24 protein-coding genes, 1 pseudogene and 1 riboswitch are annotated in these 23,781 nt (G+C 40.5%); all 25 genes and pseudogenes read right to left on the reverse strand.

The window, feature by feature from the left end; genetic code table 11:
- Window positions 1–21 precede the first annotated feature (21 nt).
- The 25 genes and pseudogenes from eutD to A3I5_RS11760 all read right to left on the reverse strand — a co-directional run bounded on the left by eutD (window position 22) and on the right by A3I5_RS11760 (window position 23,388).
- Window positions 22–651: an ethanolamine utilization phosphate acetyltransferase EutD gene (eutD, locus tag A3I5_RS0106830; RefSeq protein ID WP_018373866.1), complete on the reverse strand. Its 630-nt coding sequence runs from the start codon at window positions 649–651 to the stop codon at window positions 22–24.
- Window positions 652–671: 20 nt separating this feature from the next.
- A complete protein-coding gene (locus A3I5_RS0106835; protein WP_018373867.1) occupies window positions 672–1,319 on the reverse strand; it encodes a hypothetical protein in 648 nt (215 codons plus the stop codon).
- A 122-nt stretch (window positions 1,320–1,441) separates the two neighbouring features.
- Window positions 1,442–1,717: a BMC domain-containing protein gene (locus A3I5_RS0106840; RefSeq protein ID WP_018373868.1), complete on the reverse strand. Its 276-nt coding sequence runs from the start codon at window positions 1,715–1,717 to the stop codon at window positions 1,442–1,444.
- Between the two features lie 39 nt (window positions 1,718–1,756).
- A complete protein-coding gene (locus tag A3I5_RS0106845; protein WP_018373869.1) occupies window positions 1,757–2,047 on the reverse strand; it encodes a BMC domain-containing protein in 291 nt (96 codons plus the stop codon).
- A gap of 32 nt (window positions 2,048–2,079) precedes the next feature.
- Entirely contained in the window at window positions 2,080–3,561 is a 1,482-nt protein-coding gene (locus A3I5_RS0106850; RefSeq protein WP_018373870.1) for an acetaldehyde dehydrogenase (acetylating), read from the reverse strand.
- A gap of 3 nt (window positions 3,562–3,564) precedes the next feature.
- On the reverse strand, window positions 3,565–4,131 hold the full coding sequence (locus A3I5_RS0106855; protein WP_018373871.1) for a BMC domain-containing protein: 567 nt from the start codon (window positions 4,129–4,131) through the stop codon (window positions 3,565–3,567).
- A gap of 16 nt (window positions 4,132–4,147) precedes the next feature.
- Window positions 4,148–4,801 carry an ethanolamine utilization microcompartment protein EutL gene (gene eutL / locus A3I5_RS0106860; RefSeq protein ID WP_018373872.1) on the reverse strand — a complete coding sequence of 218 codons (654 nt, stop codon included), beginning with the start codon at window positions 4,799–4,801 and terminating at the stop codon, window positions 4,148–4,150.
- Between the two features lie 20 nt (window positions 4,802–4,821).
- Complete coding sequence (gene eutC, locus A3I5_RS0106865) at window positions 4,822–5,745, reverse strand: ethanolamine ammonia-lyase subunit EutC (RefSeq protein ID WP_018373873.1); 924 nt, start codon at window positions 5,743–5,745, stop codon at window positions 4,822–4,824.
- 16 nt (window positions 5,746–5,761) lie between these two features.
- Window positions 5,762–7,132 carry an ethanolamine ammonia-lyase subunit EutB gene (locus A3I5_RS0106870; RefSeq protein ID WP_018373874.1) on the reverse strand — a complete coding sequence of 457 codons (1,371 nt, stop codon included), beginning with the start codon at window positions 7,130–7,132 and terminating at the stop codon, window positions 5,762–5,764.
- 27 nt (window positions 7,133–7,159) lie between these two features.
- Window positions 7,160–8,590, reverse strand: a complete 1,431-nt coding sequence (eutA, locus tag A3I5_RS0106875; RefSeq protein WP_018373875.1) for an ethanolamine ammonia-lyase reactivating factor EutA — start codon at window positions 8,588–8,590, stop codon at window positions 7,160–7,162.
- Between the two features lie 100 nt (window positions 8,591–8,690).
- Complete coding sequence (locus A3I5_RS0106880) at window positions 8,691–10,139, reverse strand: sensor histidine kinase (RefSeq protein ID WP_231869670.1); 1,449 nt, start codon at window positions 10,137–10,139, stop codon at window positions 8,691–8,693.
- On the reverse strand, window positions 10,126–10,701 hold the full coding sequence (locus A3I5_RS0106885; protein ID WP_018373877.1) for an ANTAR domain-containing response regulator: 576 nt from the start codon (window positions 10,699–10,701) through the stop codon (window positions 10,126–10,128). Before A3I5_RS0106885 ends, A3I5_RS0106880 begins: the two co-directional genes overlap by 14 nt.
- Before the next feature lie 27 nt (window positions 10,702–10,728).
- Window positions 10,729–11,073: an ethanolamine utilization microcompartment protein EutS gene (eutS, locus tag A3I5_RS0106890; RefSeq protein ID WP_026216973.1), complete on the reverse strand. Its 345-nt coding sequence runs from the start codon at window positions 11,071–11,073 to the stop codon at window positions 10,729–10,731.
- Between the two features lie 80 nt (window positions 11,074–11,153).
- The gene (locus tag A3I5_RS0106895) at window positions 11,154–12,296 is read right to left on the reverse strand and encodes a 1-propanol dehydrogenase PduQ (protein WP_018373879.1); all 1,143 of its coding nucleotides are present in this window, start codon (window positions 12,294–12,296) and stop codon (window positions 11,154–11,156) included.
- 290 nt (window positions 12,297–12,586) lie between these two features.
- Window positions 12,587–12,732, forward strand: a riboswitch (adenosylcobalamin (AdoCbl) riboswitch).
- Window positions 12,733–13,108: 376 nt separating this feature from the next.
- On the reverse strand, window positions 13,109–13,708 hold the full coding sequence (locus A3I5_RS0106900; protein ID WP_018373880.1) for a cob(I)yrinic acid a,c-diamide adenosyltransferase: 600 nt from the start codon (window positions 13,706–13,708) through the stop codon (window positions 13,109–13,111).
- Window positions 13,709–13,720: 12 nt separating this feature from the next.
- Complete coding sequence (cobT, locus tag A3I5_RS0106905; protein WP_018373881.1) at window positions 13,721–14,788, reverse strand: nicotinate-nucleotide--dimethylbenzimidazole phosphoribosyltransferase; 1,068 nt, start codon at window positions 14,786–14,788, stop codon at window positions 13,721–13,723.
- Window positions 14,789–14,794: 6 nt separating this feature from the next.
- Window positions 14,795–15,658, reverse strand: a complete 864-nt coding sequence (locus A3I5_RS0106910) for a GHMP family kinase ATP-binding protein (RefSeq protein ID WP_018373882.1) — start codon at window positions 15,656–15,658, stop codon at window positions 14,795–14,797.
- Window positions 15,651–16,745 carry a threonine-phosphate decarboxylase CobD gene (gene cobD / locus A3I5_RS0106915; protein WP_018373883.1) on the reverse strand — a complete coding sequence of 365 codons (1,095 nt, stop codon included), beginning with the start codon at window positions 16,743–16,745 and terminating at the stop codon, window positions 15,651–15,653. The genes A3I5_RS0106910 and cobD overlap by 8 nt, the downstream gene beginning before the upstream one ends.
- Window positions 16,746–16,824: 79 nt before the next feature.
- Window positions 16,825–17,259 carry a EutP/PduV family microcompartment system protein gene (locus tag A3I5_RS0106920; RefSeq protein ID WP_018373884.1) on the reverse strand — a complete coding sequence of 145 codons (435 nt, stop codon included), beginning with the start codon at window positions 17,257–17,259 and terminating at the stop codon, window positions 16,825–16,827.
- A 22-nt stretch (window positions 17,260–17,281) separates the two neighbouring features.
- Window positions 17,282–18,592: an HAD family hydrolase gene (locus A3I5_RS0106925; protein ID WP_018373885.1), complete on the reverse strand. Its 1,311-nt coding sequence runs from the start codon at window positions 18,590–18,592 to the stop codon at window positions 17,282–17,284.
- A 468-nt stretch (window positions 18,593–19,060) separates the two neighbouring features.
- The gene (locus tag A3I5_RS0106930) at window positions 19,061–20,206 is read right to left on the reverse strand and encodes a low temperature requirement protein A (protein WP_026216974.1); all 1,146 of its coding nucleotides are present in this window, start codon (window positions 20,204–20,206) and stop codon (window positions 19,061–19,063) included.
- Between the two features lie 93 nt (window positions 20,207–20,299).
- A complete protein-coding gene (locus tag A3I5_RS0106935) occupies window positions 20,300–20,932 on the reverse strand; it encodes a putative quinol monooxygenase (protein ID WP_018373887.1) in 633 nt (210 codons plus the stop codon).
- A gap of 3 nt (window positions 20,933–20,935) precedes the next feature.
- Window positions 20,936–21,856, reverse strand: a complete 921-nt coding sequence (locus tag A3I5_RS0106940) for an amidohydrolase family protein (RefSeq protein ID WP_018373888.1) — start codon at window positions 21,854–21,856, stop codon at window positions 20,936–20,938.
- Window positions 21,840–22,298: a MerR family transcriptional regulator gene (locus tag A3I5_RS0106945; protein WP_018373889.1), complete on the reverse strand. Its 459-nt coding sequence runs from the start codon at window positions 22,296–22,298 to the stop codon at window positions 21,840–21,842. The genes A3I5_RS0106940 and A3I5_RS0106945 overlap by 17 nt, the downstream gene beginning before the upstream one ends.
- Before the next feature lie 149 nt (window positions 22,299–22,447).
- Window positions 22,448–23,388 (reverse strand): annotated as a pseudogene (locus tag A3I5_RS11760) (aldo/keto reductase).
- Window positions 23,389–23,781: the final 393 nt, after the last annotated feature.

A 23,781-nucleotide genomic window follows, 5' to 3' on the forward strand; every position in this document is an offset into this window, starting at 1 on the left:
CTTTTTTAGCCTTTCTGTATGTTATCCCTTTTTAATAATGCGTCCGCGGATGCCTTTTTTAAAGCCACAGGCATTTGCTTCATCATAATCAATGTGCATATAGGTTGCAAATTGAGGGCTAACACGAATAACAACATCATCAAAAATTAACGGGCGCTCTCCCTCAACCTTGACTTGAACAATCTCATGATTTTCAACACCTGCACGCTTAGCGTCTTCTGGTGTCATATGCACGTGACGTTTTGCCACAATCAAGCCCTTATCAAGCGACACACTCTGATTACCATTGGCTAAAATAACACCCGGTGTTCCTTCAATATCGCCACTCTCACGGATAGGCGCTTTTGTTCCTAATTGTAAGCAATCTGTCAATGATACTTCAACTTGTGATTCTTTTCGTACAGGTCCTAAAATGACAACATTATGAAAAGCTCCTTTTGGACCCAAGACAGTCAAACGCTCTTTACAGGCATACTGTCCCGGTTGAGACAAGTCTTTAGCCTTTGTTAATTGGTATCCTGGACCAAATAAAGCGTCCAAATCCTTTTGGCTCAAATGAACGTGACGTCCACTTGCTTCTACTTCAAAACTTCCTTGTAATTCATCTTGAACACGCTCAACAATTTTATCTACTAATTGCTCTAACGACACTTTCAAACCTCCTTTCCCCTCTATTCACTTGCTATCAGCCATAGTAAAACTTCTATTGATTTCAATAATTGAGAAACTTTTGTCGCAAATACATCTTGATCATTATCTGCCACTCGCTCGATTTCTTTTCTTACGATTGTTGTTTCAATATAGGTTTCATAACAAACCAAGCGCCACGCTGCTTCTTGATAGCCCATCATGACATTTTGCTGATCCAATTGCTTGGTGACACGAATGGCCTGCAACTCCGCATTGGTCAATACTGCCGTGTCGTAATCTGCAATATCATCTAAAATATGATGTCCAACCATTTTTTCAAGAATCGCAAGGATGACACCCAGTTGATCACATTTTTCAGTTTGAAATGCTAAATGTAATTCTCTTTGACTGCGCAAAAAATAGCTATATAACTTGGTTAATCTAAACAGTAGTGGATACACAACAGAGTCTTCAATAGTGTTAATAGGCTCTTTGCTTATTTCATATTGTGATACAGGTGCTCTCCCTTTTTGCTGATTAGAATGAACCACCTTTACATGATGATCATTTAGAAATCCTCTTGCAGCAGGGGTCAGTTTTTCATTGGTTGCCAACTCAAAAACACCGTTTTCTGCAATCGTGGCATTTCTAAACAATTTTCTAATCTTTGCTTCTGTAAGAACTGACATGCATTCACATCCTTCTACTGATTTGTTTGTGCGGATAGGCCGAAATCGGCATGAACTCTATCAACTAAGAAAGGGACAGAGCCAATTCCAGCCCATCGCCAAACAATCTCATTTGTCAACGATTATTTTGGTAAAATAACTTCAACTTCTGAATGTGGACGTGGAATAACATGAACAGATACCAAGTCACCGACATTTTCTGCTGCCGCTGCACCTGCGTCTGTCGCTGCTTTGACAGCACCGACATCACCACGAACCATAACGGTTACAAGTCCTGCACCTACTTGCTCTTTACCAATCAAAGTAACGTTCGCTGCTTTGACCATTGCATCAGCTGCTTCAATTGCGCCGACTAAACCTTTTGTTTCTACCATTCCGAGTGCGTTTGCATTTGCCATTTGTTATTTCCTCCGTTAATTGTTGCTATTTTTTATGACTTATTCTTTGTGGCTTCCTACAGGTAGGATAACTTCAACTTCTGAATGTGGACGTGGGATGACGTGAACAGATACCAAGTCACCAACATTTTCTGCTGCCGCTGCACCTGCGTCTGTCGCTGCTTTAACAGCACCAACATCACCACGAACCATAACTGTTACAAGTCCTGCACCTACTTGCTCTTTACCGATTAAAGTAACGTTCGCTGCTTTGACCATTGCGTCAGCTGCTTCAATTGCGCCGACTAAACCTTTTGTTTCTACCATTCCGAGTGCGTTTGCATTTGCCATTTGTTGTTTCCTCCGTTATTGTTTGTTTTAAATTATTTATCTAATTTTGCAAGAACACGTTGAACCAAGAGTTCAACTAGTTTGTCTTCATCTGCTACTTGTTCGACTGTTGATTCTTTTGCAACTGTGGGCGCGCCTTCATTTTGACGAATGTCAGACAATTCAAGAGTGCCATACGCTACACGACGTACATTGTAGAGATTTTCTGGGCTGATATTATCAGATGTTGCACTTCCCCCAACAGCTCCACAACCTAGAGTAAAGGATGGGAACAAGCCTGTTGTCGCACCGACACCTCCTAAAGCAGCAGGTGTGTTAATCAAGAGACGAGACACTGGTTTTTTAAGAGCAAATTCACGCACAATGTTTTCATCGTTTGTATGAATCGCCATAGTATGACCAGCTCCTTCGTGGTGCAAGATCTTCATACTCAACTTACATGCTTCTTCCCATGTCTTAACCGTATAGAAACCTAACACTGGAGCAAGTTTTTCCATTGAGTATGGATGTTGCTTGCCGACGCCTGTTTCTTCTGCAATCAATACACGGGCATTCTCAGGTACATGGATACCAGCTAATTTTCCAATCACTTGTGGGGTTTTCCCAACCATTTTTGGATTCATAGCGCCACTTGGCAAGATAATGAAAGCACCCAATTTTTTAGCATCTTCTGCTGGTACAAAGTAAGCACCTTGTTTTTTAAATTCTGCAACAACGGTTGCTTTCATGTCTTCTTCAACAATGATGGACTGCTCTGATGCACAGATAACACCATTATCAAAGGTCTTAGAATCCATGATCTGACGAACAGCTTTTGGAACATCTGCTGTGCGTTCAATGAAGGCTGGACCGTTACCAGGCCCCACACCAATCGCTGGTGTTCCTGAAGAATAAGCTGCCTTGACCATAGCTGTTCCACCAGTTGCCAAAATCAAGTTGGTGTCGTTGTGTTTCATCAATTCATTCGTTGCTTGAATGGATACGCGATGAATGGCACTAACAGCTCCATCTGGGCAACCTGCGCTTTTAGCAGCGCGCTTAATCACTTCAACTGTTGCTTCAATACTCTTTAAAGCGTTTGGATGTGGTGAAAAGACAATACTATTTCCTGCTTTCAAGGCAATCAAGGCTTTGTAAATAACAGTTGATGTTGGATTCGTTGATGGGATCAAACCAGCAATCACACCGACAGGAACAGCGACTTCCGTCACCTTGTTTTCCTTGTCTTCACGAAGAATTCCAACGGTTTTCATGTCCTTGATTTCTTCTAAGATTCCTTTAGATGCCAGAGCATTTTTGATCACCTTATCTTCCCAACGACCAAATCCTGTCTCTTCTGCTGCCATCTTAGCCAAGCGCTCACGCTCATCATAGCAAGCTTTTGCGACAACTTTCACGATCGTATCAATCTGCTCTTGGCTCATCTCTGCCAATTGCTCCTGCGCCCGTTTGGCTTCACGGATTAAGTTGCGCACTTCTTGGATTGAGACTAAGTCTTTATCCTCTAAAAACATTCCTTATGACTCCTTTCCTGTGATTTTAATCAAAGCTTCAATCAATGAACGCTTATTCGCAAACTTAATCTCTTTCTTTGATAAATCAATACCTTCTTCACGGTAGGCAATACTACGCAATTGTACAACTTTTAATTTTTCTAGCTCTTCTCTAGTATAGGCAGTTTTTTCTTTTGCACCATCTGCTATTTCGACAACAGTATCTGAAGGGTGTTCCTCAGCTGTGACCAATGTCTCATTTTCTTCTTGTACAAGAGGTTCAGTGACTGCTTCTGTCGTTTGAGTTAATTCTTCTTGTCTTGACTGAAAAAGAATATTTGTTTGGTCGTCTAACCTAGAAATCACATGACTGGCTAAATAATAGGGCTTATCACCAACTTCTTCTACTGCTGCATCAACTGCTGCCCGAACAGCACTCACATCACCTATTAATTGAACAGTATTTAACCCTGCTTTTACAGTTTCAATATTCAGCAATGACACATTCGCTGCTTTAACAGCCGCATCTGCTGCAACCACCGCACCTAGATAACCTCTTACTTCAATTAAACCGAGTGCTCTTTTTGTCATCTAGTTACCCTCTGTTTTAATAGCTTTTTGGATCCTCTGCAACTGCTATTACTGTTTTAGCAAAAGCATCGCAGGCTGCACGACAAGCGGATTGTGAGCCAACCAATAAACCACCGGCAAAGTTTGTTTCACTTGGTGGACCATAGAAAGCACCAATTTGGACATCTGCTGCTTTTAGAGCTGCATCTAAACCAACCATCGCCTCTGCTGGAGGAGCAATCAAATAAGCAATTGCTGTTCCTTCTTGTGAGTTAGCACCTTCTGACAAATAAGATCCCGCACGAGAAACACAATGAGCAAAGTAAGGCACACTATTGTCATCATTGGCACTGTAAAAGCTTGCGCCATTTTCAATTTCATAAACCGCTACGTCTAAACCGCTACGAACTTCTTCAGGATTTGGACCTGCGATAATGCCGATCACTTCACCAGCTAATTTCGTAGAGGCATTTCCTGCTCCAGCATACATACTACGAGCATAGACAACTTCAACATCGGCGGCCTTTGTTGCTTCGTCTAAGGCAACATAGGTCACATCGTCACAATCTGAAGTCACAATCCCCAAACTTCTATGATGTGGCTTTAATTCAAGTGAAGCAGCTAAGCCTGCGTCTACATTTGAAATCACTAACGCACTTAGTACATTTGCGCCTAATCGTTCATTTTTCAAAACAATGTCCTCCTAAAAAATTATTTTAAGTCAACCCCTGATTTTTTATTGTCAAGAATCTTCTTAATGATTTCGGCCACATAAGCCCCAGCTTCAACAGCTGGTGTTCCACCTTTATGGATATTAGATAAAACCGTACGTTTTGCCTCTGGCATACCGACTGTTGGGCGATAGGCCAGATAAGCACTCATAGACTCGGCCGTTACCAAACCTGGACGTTCGCCAACTAACATACAAACGACTTCTGCACCTGTCAATTCAGCAATCTGATCCATCGCAGCCACGCGAGCATGTTTGATAAACAAGACTTCATTGTAGTCCAAACCAAACATTTTCAAACCTTGCTTGAGGGCTGGTAAGAAGTCTTTCACATTCGCTTCAATAGCAGATGAACTTAAACCATCTCCCACAACGATTTGAACTTTAGCATTGTGAGTGCAGTTATCTTTAATGAACTGTTGTTGCTCTTCTGAGAAAACTCTTCCTAGATCTGGACGTGTCAAGTATTCATCTTTTGATGAGGCTTTTGTCTCTACTGGAATAAAGCCCATTTCTTTCACAAAATCATCTGAAACATATGAGAATACCGCATCCTGAGCTGCTGCATGGTCTGCTCTAAAGCGTAAAACAGACTGTGTCATATAGCGATTTCCTGCTCTCCATAATCCTAAACGAGCAGGAGTGAATTTTTTAATCTTACGATAGGCTTCTTCGTTGATCGCATTTGGAATAAGAAACTGCTCTTGAATATCAACTTCTGTAATATCTGGAATCATTCCGTCTTCAATAACCGATTCTTCAGTCAAAGGACAGCCACTACTTGCCACTTCCTTTGCTGCTTCTTCTTTTGCAGGCGCTGATACAGCTTGTGTATCAGTCGACTCCTTAGTATCCATCTCACTTAAGAGTGAGCGAATCATTTCTTTTAATTGCAATTCATCCACAATGATTTCCTCCCAACTAATTTGATTTCATAAAGACAGAACCATCTCCGCCAATTGCTGTTAAATGTCCATTTTCCATTAAGCCCATTTTTTCCATCCATTCTTCAAATTCCTTGATTGGACGTTTGCCTAATAAATCACGCATCGTAGCTGTTTCATGGTAACCTGTTGTTTGATAGTTCAACATGATGTCGTCTCCATGAGGGATTGCCATGATATAGTTAACGCCAGCAGTTCCTAACAACACCAATAAGTTTTCAGCGTCATTTTGGTCTGCTTTCATATGGTTTGTATAACAAATATCACAGCCCATTGAAATACCTGACAATTTGCCCATGAAGTGGTCTTCAAGACCTGCACGGATAACTTGTTTTGAATCATAGAGATATTCAGGACCGATAAATCCTACTACGGTATTGACCAAGAATGGATCAAAACGCTTAGCAAAGCCATAACAACGAGCTTCCATGGTTACTTGGTCAGCATCGTAGTGCGCATCTGATGACAATTCTGAACCTTGTCCAGTTTCAAAGTACATGACATTTGGTCCAGCAGCAGAGCCGACTTTAAGCGCTGTATCACGAGCTTCTTGAATCGTTGCAGCGTTAAATCCAAAAGCTTCATTTCCTTTTTCAGATCCAGCGATAGACTGGAAGACAAGACCAGTAGGCGCCCCTTGATTCATGGCTTCAATCTGAGTAGTGACGTGAGCCAAGACACAGTGTTGAGTTGGGATTTGATATTCTTCGATGAAATCATTGAATTTGTGAAGCACTCGCTTCGTACTTTCAACCGAGTCATCAACTGGGTTCAATCCTAGCAAGGCATCCCCACAACCATAGGCAAATCCTTCCATTGTCGATGCCATAATACCATCTGGATCGTCTGTTGTGTGGTTTGGCTGCAAGCGAGAAGAGAAGGTGCCTGGTCTACCAATTGTGGTGTTAGCTGTCTTGGTAATGATGATTTTTTGTGCTCCAACAATCAAGTCAAGGTTGGTCATCAACTTCGCAACGGCTGCCACCATTTCAGATGTCAAACCACGTGAGATCCACTGAATGTCTACATTTGTCGTATTGTTATCCAAAATCCATTCACGCAACTCTTGCACAGTCCAGTTTTTAATTTTCTCGTATGTACGTAAGTTGACATCATCAATAATGATTCGCGTCACTTCGTCTTCTTCATAAGGAACAACTGGGTTGTTAAACAAGTCTGATAATTTCAATTGAGCCAAGACAACTTTTGCTGCCACTCGCTCTTCAGCAGACTCAGCCGCAACGCCTGCTAGCTGGTCTCCCGATTTGTACTCATTTGCTTTTGCCAGCACTTCTTTTACTGACTTAAATTCATAAATTCTGCCAAATAATTTTGTTTTCAAAATCATGTTTGACTTCCTCCTTTTTTATATACATTAGTTAAATACCAAGGTCTTCACAACCACTGGTAAGACCGAACCATCAATCACAGGATTTCCAATATCAATGTAATCCCCATTTTGCACATCAACCGAGTCAATACATACAAATGGATAATCTTTTGGAAGCTGTGCATGCAGACATTGCCCCAAGACTTTCGCCATATCTTCACGGACTACGACTAAAATCGGAAGTCTCTTTTCAATGCTCTTTTGCATTCCTTTGATAATAGCCTCGGTGTACTCCACAACACGAGTGAAACTCGGACTTTTTTCGCCATTGATGGCTAAAGCGATTTGCTGCACTTCATTTTCTAAGGTAAACCACTCAACCTTATCTCTGATAATCTCAGTCAGTGTTTCCTTATCCTCACGCTCATCACTAGAAGCTAATTTCAAGACTGGAACGTTCTTTATTGGCAACACATCTGAGATATAGGTAATGGTACTGCCGCTAACATCTGTCGTATGGCTTCCTGCACCAACAACCGTTGCACGGATCGTTTCTGCGGACTTGATGACCCTCTTTTGGTCAAATATTTTTGATTTTCTAAGGGCACGTCCTAGTAAGATACCGATGTCTCCATATTGAAATTCATTGGTAAGACTTGATTCTAAAATCGCATCTGCTACCCCACCTGAGAAAGAGACACATTTGATTTCATAGTTTAATTTCAAGCCATGATTGGTTTGAAGTAAGTCATAGTAAGGACTGTGATTGTCAATACCAACGGACTGTTCTAAGACCTCTACCATCATCTGAATCAACCGATCCAGATCAGCATGATTCACCACTTCTCCTACTTGCAATTTCAAGTTTTTGTCTGAAATAATCGTTTGCAACTTTGGAGCAATGTAGCTAATTCGGTGAGTAGTAGGATCGAGCTTAATCAAGCGTCCGCCGATGTCAAAACATCCCGTATCAATCAAATCACCCTCACGAAAGACAGCTAAATTCGATGTTCCACCACCAATATCAATATTAGCAACAGATGTGTGATGTTCTTGTGAATATTGGTGACTGCATGCTCCTTTTCCTGCGATGATGCTTTCTAGGTCAGGACCAGCTGTTGCGACCACAAAATCACCAGCATAGCCACTCAAAGCTTGTAGCACTTGACTAGCATTTTCTTTCCGAGCTGTTTCACCTGTAATAATAACAGCCCCCATCTGAATATCTTTTTTCTCAATGCCGGCCTTAGCGTACTCGCTCATAACAAATTCCTTAATCCTATCCACTTCAATCAGCAATTGATCAGAAATAGGCGTAAAGATAATCTCGCTTTTATAAAGAACTTTCTTATCGGTAATCGATACGCGAGGAACGGTAAAGAGAGATGAGATATTTTCGATAGTTAGCTCGGATAAAATCAATTGCGTCGTCGCAGTACCAAGGTCAATGCCCACACTCAAAATTTTATCTGACATGCTATGAACCTCCAAAAAAAGACACTCAAAGTAATATAAATAAACCTAGGTTCATTTATATTCTTCAAGCGTCATTGCTTTTATTAGACCGACATCGTTGTTAGTCTTTAAACTTTTTAAATGTAATCGTGGTTTCCGTCCCCTTATCATTGGAATAAATAGACAGTTTTCCCGACAACTTACTTTTGACAAATCGCTCCACAATCATCAAGCCTAGATGATCATCAAATGAGCGACTGGTATCGTAACCGTTTCCATTGTCGGCCACTCTAACTTTTATTATATCATCTTCTGTAACGATTTGCAAATGGATTTCTGGATTTTTTTGCTTTATCGTTTCAAACGCATGATCATAGCTATTTTGTAAGAGTTCATTGACAATCAAAGCTAAAGCAGTCGCACGATTACTATCCAGATAAAGATTGGGATCTAGATGATAAGTCAGTGAGATAGCTCCATGCCCTTTAAAATAACTTTGAACATTCTCAACTACCCCTCGCAGTAAATGCTCAATGGACACCTCATCCTGCTGTTGAGAAGATAATAACTCATGTGTCATCGCAATGGATAATACACGATTGACACTATCTGTCAGATCTTTTTTCACAGCTTTAGAGGGACTACGTTGTGCCTGCAAGCGAAGCAGAGATACAACTGTTTGCAAATTATTCTTCACTCGATGATTCATCTCATGAATCGTCGTCTCTTTCATCAGCATTAGCGATTCCATCTGCTTTACGTCACTAATGTCCTTATAGATCATGATCAAAGACCTAGAATCACGCACAACATATTGCTTAATCGCGAAATAGCTGACGCCATACTGAACTTCAGATAGGGTTGAATAAGATTTCTTTAAATTCTGACTCTCTTTATAAATATCTTCAAACCGGATATTTCCTAAAACTAAATTATCGTAGTGCATTCCCTCAATGGAATCCATGTATCTCAGTTTCTTCCGATACAATTCTGCCGCAGAGGGATTAAAGTAGGTTAGGAAGCCTTCATCATCGAAGAATAACACCGCATCATCCATATATTTTAATAAAGAGAATTGCTCTGAATCAACTTCAAGGCACACATCATCCACTTCATAATGACCTAGCTCGGTTGTCTTCAGTGAAAATTGAGTAGGCAAATGCTCAGAAGCGTCTTTTTCAAGGATCAAGGTCGCAATAACGCGGCCTTCTCTCTTAATCGGTAAAACCGTCTGCTCAATAGGAATGCCTTCTTGCGATAAAGCTGACAAACCAATGGACGGTGCCCCTGTCTGTAAAGTACGAATCACACCCGGCTCATTTTGTAAATAGGCAACACTTCCTACCACACTTTTTTCATATAAACTCCCCTTCGTCTGAGGCTTTTTATGAAAAATAACCGTAGCGTGTTCAGAATAAATATTTTGAACATCAATAAACACATCTTCACTCGCATAATCTGAACTCTTCATTAGCAGATCTGCTTGCTCAATGAGCATATCAATGTCTTCATCACTTAAATTCGTTTGTTCTTGGCAAAGTTTTTTAATTTTTTCTCTATACTTCATCATGCAGAACCAATAATTTTGCAATTTCAACCATTGGAACTCGTTTTTGCATACTAATTGTACGAATACGCTTAAATGCCTCAGGCTCTGATAACTGATCACGAACCATGAGCAGTCCTTTGGCTTTTTCAATCACAATCCGATCGTCTATCTTTTTAGACAACTTAATCATCTCATTTGACATTTGCTGCAGTTGACGTCCTTTTTCAATGCAGACCTCAACCATAGGAATCAAAGACTTAGCATCTAAAGGCTTGACTAGATAGGCACTTGCTCCGTAAAGCTTAGCCTTTTGAACATAGCTTTCATCATCATAAGCTGATAAAAGAATCACACCGTAAGCTAAAGCATCATCCAGTATTTTCTTAGTAGCTGTTAGTCCATCTAACAGAGGCATCTTGATATCCATTATGACCAAGTCTGATCGGTATTTTTGACACAGTTCAATCGCTTCAAAGCCATCTGAAGCTTCTGCCACAACCTCGTAGTCTGCCTCTTCTAAAATTCGACGAATATCTAGTGTTATGATTGGATCATCATCAGCAATTAATATTCTACCTTTCATACTTCCTCTTACCAGTTTCTTTCTTACTTATGTTCGTGTTACAACTGTGCTCGAAAAACCTAAAATTTCTTCTAAACCTTGCAATACCGCAACTAGAGCAGCTTCAACAGAAGAGACGTCTCCTGTCATGACGACTGAACCACTAAAGCGATCCACAAAGCCAATTTGAACATCTGCTGCTTTTGTTGCAATGTCAACTGCGATGATAGCGGCCTCGCTCGGTGTGATGGTCAAAATGCCAATCGCACCTTTTTTCTCGACAATCAAGCCCAACTTTTCATAAATCGCATCATCTGGATTAGCGATAAGATGTGCCAAGGTGACCTGTTTTCCCGGCACATACTCCTGTATCATTCGTTGTTTTTCTTCCAATTTGATAACCTCTTCATGCGTTCAGAAGCTGCTCAAACTTCTACACACAATGTCATATTATAAAATATTAAGATACCAATTTACAAGTGAAAAGCATTTTCTAAAATTTTCACAACTTCTAAAGGAGTTGGTGTCCTAGGATTTGTATCGGTACACTTATCTTTAATCGCCGCTGTTGCGATTTCATCTTTGTACAATTCAAAATCATCCAAGGTAACACCGTATTCTTTCAACGAAGTTGGCATTTCCAATTGTTTTTGCAATTTTCGGACTGCATCCACCAATTGACGCACTCCGAGAGCTGGATTTGAAGCGCTGTAGCCTAAGAGCTTTGCAATATCTTGATAGCGCGCAGCTGCTTCTTTATTGATAGGCTGCCGTCCCCTATCCAGCACATTCGCATTGTATCGAATAATGTGTGGCATCAAGATACTATTTAAGCGTCCATGAGGCACATGGAATTTTGCTCCTGCTGCATGAGCAATGCCGTGATTTAAGCCGAGCGATGCCGTATTAAAGGCCATCCCTGCTAAGGTTGAAGCGACATGCATTTTCTCTCTGGCTTCAACGTCATTGCCATCTTTATAGGCCCGTGGCAAGTATTCAAATACCAGTTTTATCGCCTTTTCAGCAAGCGCATCGGAAAAATCCGTAGCAGCTGTAGACACATAGGCTTCAAAGGCATGGGTCAAAACATCCATTCCCGTATCTGCTGTAATATTTGCTGGAAGAGACAGGACAAGTTCTGCATCTAGTATCGCAACGTCAGGTAAAATCTCCTTCGTTACCAAAGGGTACTTTGTTCCTTTTTTAGAATCCGTGATAATCGAAAACTCCGTTACCTCAGACCCTGTTCCACTGGTTGTTGGAATCGCAACCAGAATAGCTTCAGAGAAAATCGCCTGCTTCTTAGCAAAGTAATACATAGCTTTAGCAGCATCGATTGCAGATCCTCCACCGATTGTTAAAATAATGCTAATTGGACGATCACCAGCTGACTTGATTCCTGCTACGACTGTTTCAATCGGTGGATCCGGCACAATATCTGTAAAGATAACCACATCATTGCTGCTATCCAGATAATTCAAAATCTGCTCTAGTTGACCAGACGTTTTTAAGAATGGATCTGCAACAACCAAGATATGCTCATCCTTATAGGTACTCAATTGCTTCAAAGCACCCTTGCCTATGCACAATTCAGTTTTATAAAAAATATGATACATTCATTCTCCTTTCTGTTTATATGAACTCGAAAAAAAGAGACCATATGAAAATCACTATTCCACTACATCTGTCATAGTCATTTCATATAGCCACATTGCTTTATTATAAACAGTACCTCTTTGTACTACAGTAGGATTATAACACAAAAACGTTTTCAAATCAATGAAAAATACTCATTTTTATTTCAAAAATAATTTCTTTTTCGTTTTTCGTTAGAAAAAAATTAGAAGAAATCGATTCATATTACTTGTCAAATAGCATAAAACGTGTTATTATGTAATTGCTAGGAAATTAATTTTAGTACTTTTAGGAATATGGAAGTTTGGTGAAAATCCAACGCGGTCCCGCCACTGTGATAAGCTTTGCTTTAAGTCAGGTCTTTATTCTTAAATTTTAGTAGATTTCACGCCTCGATGTAAGGTGATGATGTCATTGTGGAATGAGCATTATAGCAGTATTTCCATTATTGGCTCTACGTTAGTACGACGCTAATTTTCTAACAGATAAGGTTTCTTATCTTTCTGCAAAGAAGCAGAGCCGATAATTTGGAAAGTTGCTGCTAACCAACGATGCTTAGCGATATTCTACAATGATGTAAAAACACTTTCTCTTATACTTAACGGTGAGACTGGAGCAAATGCTCTGGTCTCATTATTTTATTTGTATAGGCTTTCCACCTTAAATGCACGCTAAAAAATCGAAAACGAGGCTGGGACAAAAGCAAGCCCAGACTCGTTTATTTTTCTAATTTCCTTGCAAGACGCAGTAGTTGTCTGTCTCACTCCAGTTTTTGCACCAGTAACACTAGCAATTACTCAGCCTGCTTTGCCCACCTTTCGACATCTGCTTTGGTGATATTATGAAAGACCTTTTCACCTCGCTCATAGGCAATGTCCGAACGTTTTTTCCTGAAATTTAGGACACGTGCCAGTGCAAAGAAATAGTCAGACAGTCGATTGACAAAAATCAGCACTTCATTGTTGATTTCTGTCGTCCACATGGTCGCTACAATATGCCGTTCAGCGCGACGTGCAATGGTTCGTGCCACATGGATCATCGAAGCAACTTCATCTCCTCCTGGCAGGATAAAGGTCTCTAATGCTGGTGGAATATCTGCATAGGTATCAATCCTCTCTTCAATCCACTCCACCAATGTTTTATCTACTTTGTAAGGATAGACTCCATGCGGTGTCGATAAATCAGAACCACAGTCAAAAAGATAATGTTGCAATTGCAATAGCTCTTCTTTTAAGTCATCTGTCTCTGACATTTTACTGACGGTGTAGCCAATCCATGAATTGAGCTCATCGATTGTTCCATAGGCATTAACACGTTCCGCGTCTTTCGCTACGCTTTGTCCACCAACTAATTTCGTCAGACCTTTGTCACCTGTTTTCGTATATAATTGCATAAAACACCTCTCTTACTCAGATTTGATACGAATATCAATATAATCTTCTTTTTTTAGTTTTCCTTCTTCAAAAGTAGGCATGTGCTCCATTGTATAACAAGCAGTCGTCATTAAAAAGAAGGCTAAAGGACAGCCCGATCCTTCTCCGAGACGCATCTCTAGGGTCAGCATCGGAGAGAGCTGTAACTCACGACACACCAACTGATAGCCTGGCTCTGTGGAACTATGTGAAGCAAAGCAAAAGTCTACAACACAGGGTGCCAAACGGCTAGCGATTAACAGACCTGTGATAGAAATCAAACCATCAACAACACAGGGGAGATGATATTCAGCACAGGCAAGATAGGTCCCCACCATTCCTAACAAATCAAGACCACCTACTTTTGCCACTACATCTAAAACGTCCTCATAGGGGGCATGCTTTTCGATACAAGCCTGAATAATCTTGGTCTTATGACTCTTCATCTCCTGAGTTAGCCCTGCACCATACCCTGTCACTTCTTCTGCTTTTTTGTTCAACAGAACACTGATGACCGCGGCAGATGTTGTCGTATTGCCAATTCCCATCTCTCCTGTTCCAAATAGAGTATAGCCTTGTCCAATGAGTTCCACCGTCTTTTGATAGCCAACTAGGATAGCCTTGATACATTCGTCACGGGTTAGGGCGGGCTCTCGCAGCATATTGCGCGTTCCAAGGCGAACCTTATCCTGCCTTAAAGGATCAATATCTTCTTTGCAACCAATATCCACCACACAAGTATCTGAACCGACATGTTGAGAAATGGCACAAAGCCCTGTTTTTCCTTCTAAAATATTTCGTGCGACAATTGCAGTGGTTTCCTGAGGATTAGACGAAATCCCTTCCTCTACAATGCCATTATCAGCCACATACACAACCACAATCTGCTTTTCGAGTTGAATATTTCCTTCAAACATCGCGTATAAACGAGAATAAATAGATTCCAGCTTTCCTAGTGAACCCAAGGGTTTAGCGAGTTGATCGCAGAATTGTTGACCCTCTTGAACCTTTTTTTGATCCAAAGGTTGGAGACGCGCGATGATTTCTTGTAACCGTTTCATTATTCTTTACTTTCTTACTTGCTGAACTCCTTCAAAGAGGATTTTACGAAGCCTTCGCTCTTGGTAATAGGTGGAAAGTACATGGTTTACAAGTGTCTTTTCGAATGCCAAGATGTCTGTCATCTGTTGCCTTGAAAAGAGCACGCCAACTACTGTCCCACTATGAGCCACATTGACACCAATCGCCTTATGGTTAGTAGCGATCTCAATAATCTCATTTAAATAAGGCTTGGGTAGGCGCTCATTATTCAAACGAGCACTGAGAGTTGCAAGCTGACCAAGTTTTGTTAGACTTTTTTGCGCACAAGCTTCTTGAAAAAGGGAAAATAGACCTGCTGATTGCTGCTTGGGATACACATCACTTTCGGTCATACGCGACATATCTTGAGTATCTAGGCTTTCGATTGGCTCTAGCATGTAGACATAAAGTTCTGGCTGCCAAGTTGTTTGCCAAATGGCTTCACCTGATAGGGCATCAATGACTGTCCAATTTTGAAAGGCGACAGAATCACTCGGCTCAACTTTAGCGCAGATACTTGTCAAGTGACTTGCAGACAATCTTTTTTTCTGATAATAGAGCGATGTTGCTTGTACCGCCGCTACCATGTCCGCTGTGCTACTTGAATAACCTTTACCAACGGGCAAATCAGTATAAGATAGGATCTTCCTGCTATCTGCAGAGGGAATGGCTAACAGCTCTACTGCCTGCTTTGCCTTGTCACCTAGCTGAGAGCGACTTTCTTGACTACTTGATATTCTTGCATAGCTCTTCTCTTCAATGTTGTACGATAGTAGGTATTCTCGCCCTGCAACGACACATTGAAACAACTCTCCACAAGAACCTGGACAAGAGACAAGCAGATCACTCATGAGCAACCTCTTTTGCTAAAACCTGACCAAGAGCTGCAATCAAGGCCTCATTTTCATGTCTACTACGAATCGCAACACGGTAATGCCTATCTGATAAATGATGATAATTGCTACAAGAACGAATGAAGATCTGCTCTTTCCACAGCTCCCGCCTTAGATCAAGCTCCCCTGTATACTCAAAGAAAATATAATTCACACTAGGCTTGACCACCTGTAACTGAGGAAAGCTTGTTAAAGCTGAAAAGAGAAATTCCTTTTCAACTGCTAGCCACTGTCTCGTCTCTTGCTGATAGGCTGTATCTGCTAAAATAGCAGGAACAGCCCTATCTGCTAAGGTATTAACGCTCCATGGCGCACGCTGTTCTTCTATCTGGGCAAAACACGTTGGGTGGGTACTAATAGCATAGCCCAAGCGTAAGCCTGGAATGGCATAGAATTTCGTCAACGAACGCACCACAATCACATTTGGAAACTCTTGCAAAGAAGAAATGAAACTATAGCAACTCTCATTTTCTAAAAAATCGATAAACGCTTCGTCCAGTACGAGAATCACTTCTTTTTCTACTAAATAGCGGGCAATCTCTTTCAAGCTATCCACTTTCTGCAAGGTACCCGTAGGATTGTTGGGATTGCAGAGCAAGACCACATCCCCCTTAGACAAAGAAGAAATCGTTGGAAGAAGTGTCTCAACGTCCCATGTATAATCAGGCGCTGCTAAAAGACAATACGCTATCTTTGACCCGACTTGTAAAAAGGCTTTTTCATATTCCATAAAGGTTGGACTTAGGGTGACAACTGTTTGAGGACGAAAATAGCGAGCTAATTCATAAAAAATATCAACTGCACCATTTGCTAATAAAATGTGCTGTGGCTCATACTGATGATGAGCAGCGATAGCAGCTTTAGCATGGCGATAGTGACTATCTGGATAGGCAACAAGCTGATCAATTGCCACCACCAAAGTCTCGCGTAAACGAGGAGAAAGACCCAAGGGATTGATATTAGCACTAAAATCAAGGTAGTCTTCTGCTGGAATCCCCAACTTCTCAGCTAAAATAGCACCATCACCACCGTGCTCCACTCTCATACCTAGTCTCCTTCCTCCAGTCGTTTCTCGCTGTGTTAACAGTATATCATCATGAACTTATTTTGACGAGTATCGTCTTTCAGTCCTCTACTAAATAATCTCTCAACGCATCGACCCCGATATTCTCTATTGCAGAGATTTCAAAAATCTCTACTGCTCCTGCTCCTTGCAATTGCTCACGCGCATGTTCAATCATGCTAGGATCTTCTGCCATATCGATTTTTGTAATAACCCCAATAACGGGCTTGGTAAAGAGAGAAGAAAATCCTTGTGGAAAGGTCTGCATGGTCGCAGTAGCAGATACCAATAAACCAATCACATCTGCTTCTGATGCTGTGACAGTCAAGGCATTGTAGTACCTGCGGTGTTGCAAAAATTCCCCTGGTGTGTCAATGATAGCATCGTAAAACTGAATGGCTTGGGTTTTGTAGTAACTGATGTCTAACCCTTTCAATCGCTGGGTCAAGGTCGTCTTTCCCACTCCGACAGAGCCCACAAACATAATTTTCTTCATCTATCTTCCTCACCTCATCTGATTACTCTCGCATCAACTTCGCTTCTGTCTTATCTAGTTTAATGGTTTCACGTCCTGAAATCAAGACACCCTTGTTTTCATCGCGTCCTTGTAAGAAGTATTTTTCATTTTCTTTTTCATACGTATCAGCAGCTTCTTGGGCTAATAGACCAATTCCTTTATTTGGATCTCTTAGAAGATTGAAAATCAGACCAACTTGAAGATCTGGGAAGTCTTTTAACATCGCATAATCACCATTGCTATCCCCACCGATTAAGATTGGCTCTGCACCATCATGATTGACTGCCATCAGCTCTTTAATCGTTTTGGTCTTGCCTTCTCCTTGTGTCTGAGCATAGTTGGCATCTAATTTCGATTGGATAACGCCCTTATCATCCTTTTCTAAGCGCATTGCAAAGACGTGATCTTTTGGAACATTGTAACCATATTTGCTATTGGTTGCATAAGGAACGATGACATCATAGTAGGACGCTGAACACACATAGACGTCAATTCCATTGTCCATCAAGGTTTTATACAGATTTTGCATTTCCTTGACAGAGCGAACACCGCGTTTAAAGGTCACACTGACTTGTCCTGCTTGACCTTTTAGGTCACTTGGACTTTCCCATGTTTCATAAACCAAGTCATCTTTCAGAGCAAAATCAATTGATTTTTCTGTTAAGGTTTCAACTTCTTCAGAAGTCATACCCGCGTAGAGATAAGTGACCCAAGGATAGCTAATGTCTGAGCTAAATGTACCTCCGACTGCTTCATAAAGATAGCGAAGTTTCGCACTAAAATCTTTAAATTCAGCCGATTTCTTCACTTCATCGAGTGACTTACTGCCCTTCATGCCACTATATTCATTGTAGAGGAAGGTGTAATCTGACACTAAATCTGTGGCAATCTTATTGATATTGACTGCTTCCCCGTCTGTATTATTGAACTCTTCTTTAAAATCATCTTCTGGAAGACCGTTTCGAATCGCTTCATTGAATTGATCTGGAGTCATTTTAAAAGCAAGATTTGAGATTTGGTAAGTAAAAGTCGCTTCTCCAATGTCATTGATAACGGTTGTATTGTCCCAGTCAAAAACGGCATAAGGCTTTTTACTTTCATCGTAGCCGGAACTCATCTTACCATTTTCTTCAATTAATTTCGACAAACGAGTATATAAAGTTGATTCCCAGTTTCCTTTTTCTAGCACTTGATTATCTTGTGTTGTTTGACTTGTGGCAGTATCAGATGATTTTGTTTCTGTACCTTGCGCTTGGCAAGCTCCTAGCAGCAATACTGCTCCACATAGTAATACGATTCCTTTTTTCTTCATGGAAAAAGCCTCCTTAAATAAGTAAAATAATGTTGAAAACACAAAAAATGGCACAGTCTCCCTGCTTGAACGTGAAACTTTCGCTTCTTTGCGAACAAAACAGGCGCCTTTGCCATTTGTGATATTAACAGTATTAGTATACCTTAGATTATTGATATCGTCAACTATTAACCGCTTTCAGTTTTATGACTTATTTTTTAAAAATCTCAAAGAACAACAAGAACTACTGAAACGATCAGGCTAAAAGTTCTAAGGGAGATTTCTCAGATTAGCTCTGATTTTAGTGACAATCAAGGTAGATTTTTTTGAAATACTGATATATTTCAAAAAAATCTAACGATGAATGGCTCAAAATAATTGAATTCGAGCTAAGCACTTCGTCAAGATTCCTAATTTCACTTTATACTTTTAACATTCCCATATCTTGTATCAGGGCTGAGATGAGAAATATACCTGTGAATACAGATTCTAAAATCTGGGTGTATCACTGAGGTGTCTAAGATTAAAGACAACAGCAATCACTGCCATAATCAGCGTTGCGAGACTACCTATTACAATCAAGCTAGCACTGCTCTTCAAAAAGACCAAACTCAGCAATACAGCCATTAGCCAGACACTGCTAATTCCCAAAAGTAATTTTGGTGTAAAATAATGACTAACCTTATTCATCGGTTGTAACTGATAAATGCCGATCATGAGCATTGCAATTCCGAGATAAAGTAGCAAAGTCGCAAAGCCATTGTTTGCCTCTTCATTTCCCAGAAAACCGAGTGAGACTGTCACAAAGCTTAAGCCAAAGAAAATGGGATAATGCCAATAGATAAAGCTATTTCCATCTGGATTGTCTATGTCTACATCAATCATGTGGTCAATTTCTACAATATACACCATAAAGAGACTAGCAACGATGAGAAAGATGCAAAAAGACAGTGGGCTGAGACGCTCTGGACTGAAATAATCTGCAATCCCAATAATCATTTCCCCAAAGGTGATAATCACAAGAAGAGATAGACGCTCAACTAAGTGAGGAAAGTTAATGGGTTTCAGCTCCTTAGGCATAATGTTCCGTTTTGTTAAAAAAGCTGGAAGCAACCACGTCATCACAATACTCACTGCCGCCACAATCAAACCGATGCGATAAGGAAGAAAGACAGCAAGCAAAAGTCCCAAGGTTCGCGTTCCCAATATATAAAAGAATCGTCGGATAAAAACCTTATCAGCTTCATTATCACTCCCCAGATACTCTAAAATATACTGCACCAGTAATAGAAAAGAAATCCCAGCAATTGGCGCATAAAAGTAAACGAAGTTCTGATGGGTAAATTCGTCAGTGACCGAAGTCAGACTAATAAGTAAAAGAGCCATCTGAGCAAACATCATAAAGATATTTGTCAATGAATTTTTCCCAAATCGATTGGTAAAAACAGTCTGTACCATCCAAGAGTTAATCATTGTCACCATACCAATCACAAAGGCAAAAAACGAAACAAAAGGAACAATGCCATCGTGGACGTGATGAATGAGAGCAGTTTGTTGGCTAAAGCCATACACAAAAACCAAATCGTAAAACAGTTCTGTCAATTCAACTTTTTTATGCTTTAACATCAAAGATATATCTCCTCCGTTTTTAGGTGTATTTTTACTCTATAAATGAAGCACAACAACTTGTAAACACCAAAAATGCACCTCAAGCAGTGCACTTTTTGACTAACCTCGATTCACTAACAAATCAGCAGTTAGGTTTTGAAGGTCTTTGTTGATGAGAAACGGTTCACTCTTTTCTATATAGTCCTTAAAATGCGCCGTGTCTCGATGGTGTTCATAGGCTGCTTCATCCTGATAAACTTCAAAGAAATACCAAGTATCTGGTTGATCTACTGCTCTTCCAGCGTACATGATAAGCACACCTGATTCTTTCTCCATACTTGCCCTCATTTCAGGCAACACAATGTCTGAGAAAGCAGCGTTATCGTTGACTCGAACAGTCGCTAATCGAACAGAAAGGTCATTTTTTTCAAAAACTCTCATCTCTTGAGGTTTCTGTAAAAAAATTTCTGGTACTAGATTGATGACTTCACGACTGGTGACAGCTTTTTTTGCCAACTCCGCAAAAGCCTGAAAATGTTGTGACGCAATATGCTCTTGATAAGCCTCCTCACTGGCATATCGCTCCACCACAATCTGCTTGCTAGTATCACCATAAACATGGCTAGCATACATGGCCAAAGTTCCTGTTTCTTTTTCTATCGATTGGATAAAGTTATCTTTCCCAATCTGAGCATAATCATCTGAATAGGCTTGGTCTAGCCCTAATTTAAATAAACGAAAAATCTCTGCCATATCTCAACTCTCCAAACCATACAGGCGTTTTGCATTGCCTGAAAAAATCTTAGTCTTGTCTTTCTCACTCAAATCCATGGCTTCAATAGCATCAGTAATAACCTCTGTCGCTCCTGCTGGCAGGATACCTAGAGGAGCATCCGTCCCAAAGAGGACATGGTCACTTCCGTAGTAATCCACACAAAGTTCAAGTGCTTTAGTGTTCCCCAAGAGAGCTGTATCCACATAAAACTTCTTGAAGTCATTCGCCTGATCCTCAGGTAAAATTCGCTCAATACGCCCTGCAAAATACGGCACCATTGCGCCTGCATGATGAACTAAAATCTTGAGATTTGGGAACTCTTTGAAATAGCCAGCCTGTACTATTTCCAACATGGCTTGCGTTAGCTCATACTCCCAGCTAAAGATAATGTTATTATCTGGTTTGCGCTCATCAAAGACAGGATGAAGCCAAAGAGGCACTTCTGCTCTGGCCGCCGCTTCAAAGACAGGTTTAAACGTTTCATCGGCTAAAGATTTCCCAAGATGGCGGGTGAAGACTTGAATACCAAGAATCTCTGGATGGGCAGGCACAAATTCTTCTATCACGCGCACAGCCTCTGGAACATGATTCATCGCAACCATTGCAACACCGCCAACAAACAAATCTGGATTTTCCTGTACCGTTACTAGCAATTCATCGTTCGCTTTAGTGACGAGAAGTGCTGCTGTTTCGTCTTCCACATAATCCTCAGGATTAGCATTAACATAGCTAATGATTTGCTTAGTATTCGCTGGCATATTTTCTCGGCGTATCTTCATGTCTGTCAAAACAGGATTTTGTATAAAAGGCATTTTTTGAACTAGATGTCCATCTAGTTTTAGCATTTCTTTGTAAAACTCTGGCAACAGCACATGAGAAAAGGCATCAATTTTCATAGTCATCTAAGCGCTCCTTCCAACTTCCATCTTCATCAAAGAGAATGCCGTATTCTTCATAGTAAGTCTTTTTATCTAGAATCTCTCCAGATTCATAAAGTCCAATCTTGTGTTGCAAACGGTCAATAGAGCGCTGGAGATTTTTTTGTTTGTTAAGAAGAGTGTTCAATTGCTCTCTTAGGAGCTCTTCTCTAGCTTTTACCGTTTTTTCTCCCTGCATAAGGAGCTGGCAGTAATCAATCAGCACTTCAATGGAAACACCTGAGTGACGCAGACATATCACCATCTCTAACCACTTATTTAGGTCATCTGTGAAATAGCGATTACCGCTAGACTTCCTTGGAATTTTAGGCAAAAGTCCAATTCGCTCATAATAACGTATCGTATTAGGCTTAATGTCGTATATTTCAGAAACCTGAGTAATGGTATATTGTTTTTCTTCTGACATGAGATACCTCCTACTCATATTATACCATTCTTCAAACCTAATCATTCAATAGATTTGTCTGTCACAGAGACAGTTTTTTGAAAGGATATTGTTAGTTTTTTGAAAAAATCAGCCCTTGAAATAGACGTGTTAATCTACGAATACAGGCCCTAAGCATTACCTTCCCAACCGCCTCTTGTATCAACACCTGTAGCTAGGGCTGCACTTTCTAACTTTTCCATGTCAGCATCTGTCAGTGTGACACGGATAGCTTTAGCAGCATCTAATACCTGCTCAACTTTTGTAACACCAAGAATTGGTGTGGTTTCGCGTTTGATAGCCCAAGCTGTTGCGATTTGAGCCGGGCTGACATCGTATTTGTTTGATAATGTCCTCAACTTGAGAGGGCTGGGAACATTGAATTGTAGGTCTTGCCGCGATTTGAGTCAGCTGGCATTGGAGACTCAGCATCGTACTTACCTGAGAGGGCTCCTTGCTCCAAGACCATGTAGGCGAAGAATTGGATATCATTTTCTTTACAGTAATCTAGCAGCCCATCTTCGATAGAATTTCGGTAAAGCAGACTAAAGTGGTTTTGAACCGCTGAAATTTGAACACCCAGCGGCTTCAAGATTTCTTGCACGCGCTTAACTTGCTCTAGGCTGTGGTTTGAGACACCGATACGTTTGACCTGACCTGATTTGACAAGATTCGCTAAGTATGGTGTCCAGCGTTCAACATCGGCAGCATTATGAATCCAATAGATATCAATAAGGTCTGTTCCTAAGCGCTCAAGGCTACCTGCCAACATATCTTCGACAGGATTTTCCTTGGTATCATCTTGCATACCAGGAGTAAATTTGTCTGAGATGATGATGTCTGAACGATCATATTGGCCAACCAACTCACCAAGGATACGTTCGGATTCCCCATTAGCATAAGCAAAAGCCGTATCAAAGGTATTCAGCCCATTCTCCATAGCAACTTTGAAGACTTCTTTCAAGTCTGCTGTATCTAAGTTATTTCCGAAAACGACATTTCCGCCAGCAAAACCGCCAGTTCCCCAAGACCAAGTTCCAAGTACAATAGGTGCTGTTTGATGATTTGACATGATAATTTTCTCCTTATTTTAAGATATGAGGCCGTGAAAAAATCCGTTGAAAAATGAGAAAACAGACGACAAGTCTCTGGACTTGAGGAGGTTTTCGAATTTTATCGAGGATTTTAGGACGAATTCAATTATTCAACGACATTTTTAAACATTTCATATCATTGATTATGACATTTATGCAGATAGTATATCACTTATAGTCAACTATAAGTCAAGAAATTTTGCCCAATAACTTTTATTTTTTTTATTGTGGTCTAACCATTCTGTATCTGATGATAATTTTCTTCATCAAATAATATACACACTGAAATAAACCATCTTTTACAAAACATTTACATAAAATTCAATCATCCATTACTTTATTTTGGTAGACTGATATATAATGCTTTAAAA

Origin of the sequence: Streptococcus merionis DSM 19192 (genome assembly GCF_000380085.1) — a bacterium.
Classification (GTDB): domain Bacteria; phylum Bacillota; class Bacilli; order Lactobacillales; family Streptococcaceae; genus Streptococcus; species Streptococcus merionis.

What these genes read in the sequence shown, in the direction of transcription:
- A3I5_RS0106845 (WP_018373869.1), bottom strand. Translation starts at nt 2,047, where the DNA reads ATGGCAAATGCAAACGCACTCGGAATGGTAGAAACAAAAGGTTTAGTC.
- A3I5_RS0106870 (WP_018373874.1), bottom strand. Translation starts at nt 7,132, where the DNA reads ATGATTTTGAAAACAAAATTATTTGGCAGAATTTATGAATTTAAGTCA.
- eutA (WP_018373875.1), bottom strand. Translation starts at nt 8,590, where the DNA reads ATGTCAGATAAAATTTTGAGTGTGGGCATTGACCTTGGTACTGCGACG.
- A3I5_RS0106895 (WP_018373879.1), bottom strand. Translation starts at nt 12,296, where the DNA reads ATGTATCATATTTTTTATAAAACTGAATTGTGCATAGGCAAGGGTGCT.
- cobT (WP_018373881.1), bottom strand. Translation starts at nt 14,788, where the DNA reads ATGAAACGGTTACAAGAAATCATCGCGCGTCTCCAACCTTTGGATCAA.
- A3I5_RS0106920 (WP_018373884.1), bottom strand. Translation starts at nt 17,259, where the DNA reads ATGAAGAAAATTATGTTTGTGGGCTCTGTCGGAGTGGGAAAGACGACC.
- A3I5_RS0106885 (WP_018373877.1), bottom strand. Translation starts at nt 10,701, where the DNA reads ATGAAAGGTAGAATATTAATTGCTGATGATGATCCAATCATAACACTA.
- cobD (WP_018373883.1), bottom strand. Translation starts at nt 16,745, where the DNA reads ATGAGAGTGGAGCACGGTGGTGATGGTGCTATTTTAGCTGAGAAGTTG.
- A3I5_RS0106935 (WP_018373887.1), bottom strand. Translation starts at nt 20,932, where the DNA reads ATGGCAGAGATTTTTCGTTTATTTAAATTAGGGCTAGACCAAGCCTAT.
- A3I5_RS0106945 (WP_018373889.1), bottom strand. Translation starts at nt 22,298, where the DNA reads ATGTCAGAAGAAAAACAATATACCATTACTCAGGTTTCTGAAATATAC.
- A3I5_RS0106900 (WP_018373880.1), bottom strand. Translation starts at nt 13,708, where the DNA reads ATGCAATTATATACGAAAACAGGTGACAAAGGTCTGACGAAATTAGTT.
- A3I5_RS0106835 (WP_018373867.1), bottom strand. Translation starts at nt 1,319, where the DNA reads ATGTCAGTTCTTACAGAAGCAAAGATTAGAAAATTGTTTAGAAATGCC.
- A3I5_RS0106850 (WP_018373870.1), bottom strand. Translation starts at nt 3,561, where the DNA reads ATGTTTTTAGAGGATAAAGACTTAGTCTCAATCCAAGAAGTGCGCAAC.
- A3I5_RS0106910 (WP_018373882.1), bottom strand. Translation starts at nt 15,658, where the DNA reads ATGAGTGATCTGCTTGTCTCTTGTCCAGGTTCTTGTGGAGAGTTGTTT.
- A3I5_RS0106855 (WP_018373871.1), bottom strand. Translation starts at nt 4,131, where the DNA reads ATGACAAAAAGAGCACTCGGTTTAATTGAAGTAAGAGGTTATCTAGGT.
- A3I5_RS0106925 (WP_018373885.1), bottom strand. Translation starts at nt 18,592, where the DNA reads ATGAAGAAAAAAGGAATCGTATTACTATGTGGAGCAGTATTGCTGCTA.
- A3I5_RS0106840 (WP_018373868.1), bottom strand. Translation starts at nt 1,717, where the DNA reads ATGGCAAATGCAAACGCACTCGGAATGGTAGAAACAAAAGGTTTAGTC.
- A3I5_RS0106940 (WP_018373888.1), bottom strand. Translation starts at nt 21,856, where the DNA reads ATGACTATGAAAATTGATGCCTTTTCTCATGTGCTGTTGCCAGAGTTT.
- A3I5_RS0106880 (WP_231869670.1), bottom strand. Translation starts at nt 10,139, where the DNA reads ATGATGAAGTATAGAGAAAAAATTAAAAAACTTTGCCAAGAACAAACG.